Source organism: Yersinia thracica, from assembly GCF_902170565.1.
Taxonomy (GTDB): Bacteria; Pseudomonadota; Gammaproteobacteria; order Enterobacterales; family Enterobacteriaceae; genus Yersinia; species Yersinia thracica.
This window is the reverse complement of sequence record NZ_CABHXX010000084.1, coordinates 79,628-86,277: the sequence shown is the minus strand read 5'-3', so window position 1 is coordinate 86,277 and position 6,650 is coordinate 79,628. Positions and strand designations below refer to the sequence as shown.

Here is a 6,650-nt window from a genome sequence, read left to right as displayed (position 1 = left end):
CCGAGGATTATCGCGGCAATGGGCTGGGACAAAGACAATCTCAGCGAAGATCAGAAGCAGACCGTCAGTGCGCTGGCGACACTGGCCGCAGGATTAGCCGGTGGATTGACCGGCGACAGCACCGCTGATACGGTTGCAGGGGCGCAGACAGGGAAAAATGCGGTTGAGAATAACTTCCTCAAGGTTGTTGCGGAAGGTTGTGCCATCGCTGCCCCATGTCGAAGCAAGGTCGCGGAGCAATTGCTGGAGATCGGAGCCAAAGCGGGTATTGCAGGGCTGGCAGGTGCCGCAATCAAAGACATTGCGGATAAGATGACGTCCGATGAACTGGAGCATCTTGTTACCCTGAAAATGATGGGTAACGATGAGATCACCAGTAAATATCTCAGTTCGCTTCAGGATAAGTATGCTCCTGGCCATACTGGTGGTGACCAGATCGCCGGATCGGGCCCAGCCAATACAGGTGGAGATCAAATAGCGGATAATTCACCAAGTCATACAGGTAATGACCAATCTACAGGTCAGGTGGTTACTGATACTGGTAATACGGATGGCAAGCCGGATACGGGTGGAAATACGACAGTAACGCCGATCCCAGAGCAGAATAAAGATGATTTGGCTTATCTGGCGATGAAAGGAAAAGAGGCTCAGGAAGCTGCAAAAAATTTAGGATTTGATCGCAGAATTTCACCTCAAAAAGCACCATTTAACTCACATGGACAACCTGTTTATTTCGATGGGAAAAATTATATAACCCCTGATATTGATAGTCATAATGTTACTAACGGCTGGAAAATGTTTGATCGTAAAGGTGACAGAATTGGTACTTACGATAGCAATCTAAATAGGATTAAGGATTAATTTATGTTTGGAATTATCCCTGAAAATGAACCACTAGAAATGGATGGTGAGTTATTTCAAGAAGCCAAGATTGTTATTGATGATTTTTGGGAGACCTTGCAATTGCCCTTATCGTATTGGGAATTGAAAGACTACAAACGCAGCTGGCTAGCATCTATTGAAAAGGGTATGCATAGTAAAAACCATGCTGCATTAGCGGTTTCAATGTATGATCCGGAACAAACAAATTTTATTTTTGTTTGGGTCATATATTTTCAAGATGATGATGTTGTTTTTTTGCAAAATAAAGTGATTTTCCTCGAAGATCACCCCTCGTTTACCATCGAAAAAATCAATGACTTTATAACTCCTAGAGTTACTCATACGGAAGACGGTCATAAAATTTCAGAGTGGTGTACAGATTTAAATAGTATCGTGACTTTTTGTAATAGCTTGAAAGAATAACGTTTATGCTCCCCAGCCTTGTCTGGGGGCCTTTCTCAACATTCTAAATACTTCAAACTTCCCACCGCCAACAACCAACTCGCAGTCCTCCTGTAACCAATTAGCATCAGTAACAGGTTTACGTCAATGGTTCAACCCTGACGGCGCAAAGCCTGTGGTGATACCGCGCTGGGTGCGGCGGTGTCAGCATGGCGGTGACCGCCGGCGGCTCGGCCAACCTCAGCATGAGTCAGGACAAACTGCACGGCAACTATGACTCGGTGCAGGAGCAGACCGGCATCTTTGCGGGCAAAGGCGGCTTTGATATCACCGTCGGCGAGCATACTCAGCTGGATGGCGCAGTGATTGCCAGCACCGCAGACCAGAGTAAAAATAGTCTGGACACCGGCACACTGGGCTATTAGGTGTGCCGCCAAAATAGGCAAAGGCATGATTATGAGCATATCAAGCTTCTCATTTGGATAAGCTCGAATAAAAAATGCTCTGCTGTGGCATAAACGAAAATGGGCAATTTTAAGTTTAACTAACAGCCCATTTAATTTGACTGTTTCGAAACTCCAATCAAATTGATAGGCATCTGCTGCACTGAATCGTTGGGGAATAAAAACAACGTGGGGCGCAGGTTTATATTGTTCTTTGAATTGTCTGACGAAAGAGGCGACTGCACAATAAGTGCCTTGATACCGCTCCGTTCTGAGCCTTTCAAAGTGACGTCTGGCCGTTAATCGTTGTTTGGCGGGGAGTTTTGCATCGTCACTTAGTCGTTGTTTTAATACCGGGATGAATTCACCCAGTTTGGGGTGGTGAGTCTGCACCCGCTTATAAGCGGGCGGTTCTTTAGTCTCGATTGCGAGGTATTTACTGACGGTATGACGAGATATTTGTAGCTGTTTGGCTATGCTCTCTGAGAGAGTCCCTGTTTAAGAGAAAGCCTTCTGACTTTAAGTATGGTTTCCATGCACAGCATCCAAGGAAATCTCCGTAAAAACGGAGAGTTTACCAATAATCAGGGTGGTGCACTTTTACACCATAATTCCCCGATCCCTTGGTCTACTTTTGCACAATATTTAACAGCCTGTCCAAAGAATGTCATTTTACTGTGAGCCCACATCGTTTCAGGCACACTATTGCCACGCATATGATGAAATCCCCCGACAGAAACCTTCAGGCCGTCAAAAAGCTACTGGGGCATGTCAGCATCCAATCGACACTTGAGTACATTGATGAGAACGTTGATAGCTTGCGGGATATTTTGGAAAAAGAGTTGATGTAACGGCTTGAGGCAAGGGCTCAGTGAGCCTTGCTGATTGACACTAGAGGAAACTCTGTGTAACCATAATACATAACAAAGCCCACTTAATTTAACAAGTGAGCTAATTGATTGCTAACTACTTTTAAAATCTATGTGGCGAAATTACGAGCGTATCGCATTCCTACCCAATCACCTGTTTGTTAAGACTGATGTTCAGTCACAGTAACAAACAAGCTTAAATAATGGTGCCCGGACTCGGAATCGAACCAAGGACACGGGGATTTTCAATCCCCTGCTCTACCGACTGAGCTATCCGGGCAACGGGGCGCATTAAACCGTATTGGCACCAAATCGTCAATGAGTTTCTCATATAAAGGCGATCGGTTGCTCTCTTTTCATGCAAAATAGCTAATAAATGTTGGTGCGATGTTTTTTGTCATCGTGACAGGCAGTTTCATCTGATTGATTTATAGATTTTTTATTTTTCAGTTCGTTAGATAACAATAGCTTAGATATTCACTAAATATGAATTTTTATTGAATCTCAAGGGTTGAATCGCTCCCGTAAACATGTAATTATTGCGCGAATTTAGCGTTACTATTCATTCCTCTAGTCCATATAATTTTGAGAATTTAAGCAGGGGCGGTTATGGCAGTTTTACACTATCCAATGCATATTAAGCGCCTCACGTGCCACTTCCTCCGTTTCACTTCAGTTAAGTCTCTTATCCCTTTCATGCGGTAAGGCTATGTGTTGCTCACTGTTAGACATTATTAAAAATAGAGCTAATACTCTGATTTTACTGATGTCTATTGGTCGATGCTGAGACCAGTTCACTCACTATTCTGGCTTTTATTTCTGCCGGGAAAAGTGCGTTTAAAGATATTAATTTGCCGGCAATTCATATGATTAATCAATATGATGCCATCTATATGCCAAAGTGGCAGCCTCATACCTGACCGTTTGAGAGTAAGTGACATGACACAGTTAAAAATAGCAACAAGTGCTCGTTTGGCTTCTTATGTAGAAAGTCAGCGGGGAGTGGTATACCTCAATCAGACCGATTTCACAGATGTTGCCGCGGTGGTGATGTCGGTGGAAGATGCGAGTGCCGGTATATTGTCGAAGCTCAATGATTTGGGTTTTGCTATTCCTACTTTTATTGCTGTTACGGCAGAACAGACGGTTTCTGCGGATTATTTGCCCCTTATTAAGGGTATCATCACCCTCGGTGAGGCAAATAAAGCGTTTTACAATGCTCAGGTTGAGGCTGCTGCCAGCGAATATCAAAAAAATCTGTTACCGCCTTTTTTCTCAACATTAAAGAAATATGTCGAGATGAAAAATTCAACCTTTGCTTGTCCAGGGCACCAAGGTGGTGAATTTTTCCGTAAGCACCCTGCTGGCCGTCAATTTTTTGAATTCTATGGTGAGACGATTTTCCGGTCAGATATGTGTAACGCCGATGTCAAATTGGGTGACTTGCTTATCCATGAAGGTGCGGCAAAAGATGCACAAAAATATGCGGCTAAGGTCTTTAATGCAGATAAAACCTATTTTGTATTGAATGGGACTTCGTCGGCCAACAAAGTGGTTACTAATGCTTTATTGACCCGTGGTGATTTAGTGTTATTTGATAGAAATAACCATAAATCTAACCATCATGGCGCACTGATTCAAGCGGGGGCGACGCCAGTCTATTTAGAAACTGCTCGTAATCCATTTGGATTTATTGGCGGCATCGATGCGCACTGTTTTGATGAGCATTATTTACGTCAGCAACTCGCTGAAGTAGCCCCTGAACGTGTGAATGATGCGCGGCCATTTAGATTGGCGATCATTCAGTTAGGCACTTATGATGGCACTGTGTATAACGCTCGTCAGGTGGTTGATAGTATTGGTCATTTATGTGATTACATTTTGTTTGATTCTGCGTGGGTCGGTTATGAGCAATTTATTCCGATGATGAAGGATTTCTCGCCACTATTGCTAGAGTTAAATGAAAATGACCCTGGGATTATTGTGACTCAGTCAGTGCATAAGCAGCAGGCTGGTTTTTCGCAGACTTCGCAAGTGCATAAAAAAGATAACCATATAAAAGGGCAAAAACGCCACTGTAACCATAAGCGTTTTAACAATGCGTTTATGCTGCATGCATCAACCAGCCCATTTTACCCTTTATTCGCCGCGTTAGATGTGAATGCCAAAATACATTCCGGCGACAGTGGCCGCCGCATGTGGATGGATTGTGTAAAGCTCGGTATCGAGGCCCGTAAATTATTATTAGAGCGCTGCTCAATGTTACGGCCATTCATTCCACCCACTGTAGGGGGTAAGAATTGGCAGGATTACGATACAGAGATTATTGCTAATGATGCCCGCTTCTTTAATTTTGTACCTAATGAGCGCTGGCATGGATTTGAAGGCTATAATCAAGATCAATATCTAGTCGATCCTTGCAAATTATTGCTAACAACGCCGGGTATTGATGCTAACAGCGGGCAATATACTCAATTTGGTGTGCCAGCAGCGATACTGGCAACTTTCCTACGTGAAAATGGTATTGTGCCGGAAAAATGCGATCTAAATTCGATCCTATTCCTGCTGACACCGGCTGAAAACCTAGCCAAAATGGCTCATCTGGTTGATATGTTAGCCCAATTTGAGCGCTATATTGAGCAAAATGCGCTGTTGTGTGATGTATTACCGACGATATATCGTAAGAATGAAGAGCGCTATCGTGGCTATACTTTGCGCCAGTTATGCCAAGAGATGCATAACTTATATGTCAGTCATGACGTTAAACAGTTGCAAAAGGATATGTTCCGTAAAGCCAGTTTCCCACCGGTCGTGATGAACCCGCAGGATGCCAATATTCAGTTTGTCCGCGATAATATTGAATTGATTCCTATAGCTGAGGCAGAAGGGCGTATTGCTGCAGAAGGGGCTTTGCCTTATCCACCGGGCGTATTATGTGTTGTGCCCGGTGAAATATGGGGTGGGGCAGTGCAGCGTTATTTCCTGGCGCTAGAAGAAGGCATCAATTTATTGCCGGGCTTCTCCCCGGAATTGCAGGGCGTTTATATTGAGAAAGGTGATGTAGAATGGCGACGTATTTTTGGTTATGTCATTACTCAGTAATTTGAAAACAGAAGACAGCCGAGAATATCGGCTGTCACACTATAGCTTATCTCTATCAGGATAATCAGTAAGCGAAATAGCGAATCAACAAAGCAGTACCGGAAATCAGCAGTAAGATATTTATGATTCTAATCAGTTGTTCGCGGCTGATCCCTAAGCTGATTTTATTGGCAATCGCCAATCCGACCAGCATCCCCGGAGCTAACAGTAATACCATCCACAATATCGACAGATCCATATAGACTCCGGCCAGAGCAAATAAAATCACTCGGGTTAAGGTGCTTAGACCGATAAGTGTTGTCTGTGTAATCCGTAAATTATCTTTGCTGGCTATCCGTCCGGATAAGTAAATAGCATATATAAACCCGCCACTGCCAAATAATGCACTGAAGATACCGCCAATTAAGCCAAAAGGAATAGCGGCAGCGGGTTTGAATTGCCCTTGCGGTTTACGCCGACTGAGAGAGTAAATTGCATATAAAATAACAAATATTCCCAATGCTAATAACAAAATATCCGGGCGGGTTCGTAGCAGTACTGTAGCGCCTATTAGGCTCCCAATAATCATCAATGGGACCAAGCGCTTAAGCTCTGTAATATCTGCATGGCGGCTATGACGTGCTACGTTGGTGATTGCAGCAACCATATCGACAATAGCTAACAATGGGACAATTTTTGCTACGGGGATGAATAGTGCTAAAACTGGACTGGCAATTAACGCGGAACCAAAGCCAGTAATACCAAAAATAATATAGGCAATGACCATGGTGGAGAAGATTACCACCATTTCGAAAACGGTAAGTCCAAAGTCCATTTGTTCAATCTACCAGCAGTAGTTAAGAAATTAATGATCAATACTATAAACGTTTTATTACGAATAGTTGTTATTCAAGTGCGCGCAGTTATCAGTTGATCACAATTTTAGCCATAAAAAAGGGCACAGCGAATTGTG

Annotated in this window: 5 protein-coding genes, 1 tRNA gene and 3 pseudogenes; 6 read left to right on the top strand and 3 right to left on the bottom strand. The window is 43.5% G+C overall.

Translation table 11 applies throughout. The features are described from left to right. From FTA91_RS20475 to FTA91_RS11970, 4 genes and pseudogenes are all read left to right on the top strand, one after another. Nucleotides 1-417: pseudogene (locus FTA91_RS20475) on the top strand (VENN motif pre-toxin domain-containing protein); the annotation flags it as partial. A 213-nt stretch (nucleotides 418-630) separates the two neighbouring features. Beyond that, nucleotides 631-861 (top strand): toxin C-terminal domain-containing protein, encoded by a 231-nt coding sequence (locus FTA91_RS20470; RefSeq protein ID WP_328592895.1) that lies wholly within the window; start codon nucleotides 631-633, stop codon nucleotides 859-861. A gap of 3 nt (nucleotides 862-864) precedes the next feature. Next, nucleotides 865-1,305: a hypothetical protein gene (locus FTA91_RS11975; protein ID WP_050116544.1), complete on the top strand. Its 441-nt coding sequence runs from the start codon at nucleotides 865-867 to the stop codon at nucleotides 1,303-1,305. Between the two features lie 188 nt (nucleotides 1,306-1,493). Beyond that, nucleotides 1,494-1,709, top strand: coding sequence for a hypothetical protein (locus FTA91_RS11970; RefSeq protein ID WP_235896850.1), 216 nt, complete (start codon nucleotides 1,494-1,496; stop codon nucleotides 1,707-1,709). Here FTA91_RS11970 and FTA91_RS11965 read toward each other — a convergent pair. Then, nucleotides 1,705-2,272, bottom strand: a pseudogene (locus FTA91_RS11965) (IS21 family transposase); the annotation flags it as partial. The gene FTA91_RS11970 and the pseudogene FTA91_RS11965 sit on opposite strands and share 5 nt — an antisense overlap. Before the next feature lie 99 nt (nucleotides 2,273-2,371). On the opposite strand from FTA91_RS11965, the pseudogene FTA91_RS11955 reads away from it, so the two are divergent. Beyond that, a pseudogene (locus FTA91_RS11955) lies at nucleotides 2,372-2,578 on the top strand (tyrosine-type recombinase/integrase); the annotation flags it as partial. Nucleotides 2,579-2,800: 222 nt separating this feature from the next. On the opposite strand, the gene FTA91_RS11950 reads toward FTA91_RS11955, so the two are convergent. Beyond that, nucleotides 2,801-2,876 (bottom strand) — tRNA-Phe (locus FTA91_RS11950). Nucleotides 2,877-3,535: 659 nt separating this feature from the next. On the opposite strand from FTA91_RS11950, the gene speF reads away from it, so the two are divergent. After that, a complete protein-coding gene (speF, locus tag FTA91_RS11945) occupies nucleotides 3,536-5,698 on the top strand; it encodes an ornithine decarboxylase SpeF (protein WP_050115987.1) in 2,163 nt (720 codons plus the stop codon). A gap of 64 nt (nucleotides 5,699-5,762) precedes the next feature. On the opposite strand, the gene FTA91_RS11940 is transcribed toward speF, so the two are convergent. Continuing rightward, on the bottom strand, nucleotides 5,763-6,512 hold the full coding sequence (locus FTA91_RS11940) for a sulfite exporter TauE/SafE family protein (RefSeq protein ID WP_050115989.1): 750 nt from the start codon (nucleotides 6,510-6,512) through the stop codon (nucleotides 5,763-5,765). Between the last annotated feature and the right edge of the window lie 138 nt (nucleotides 6,513-6,650).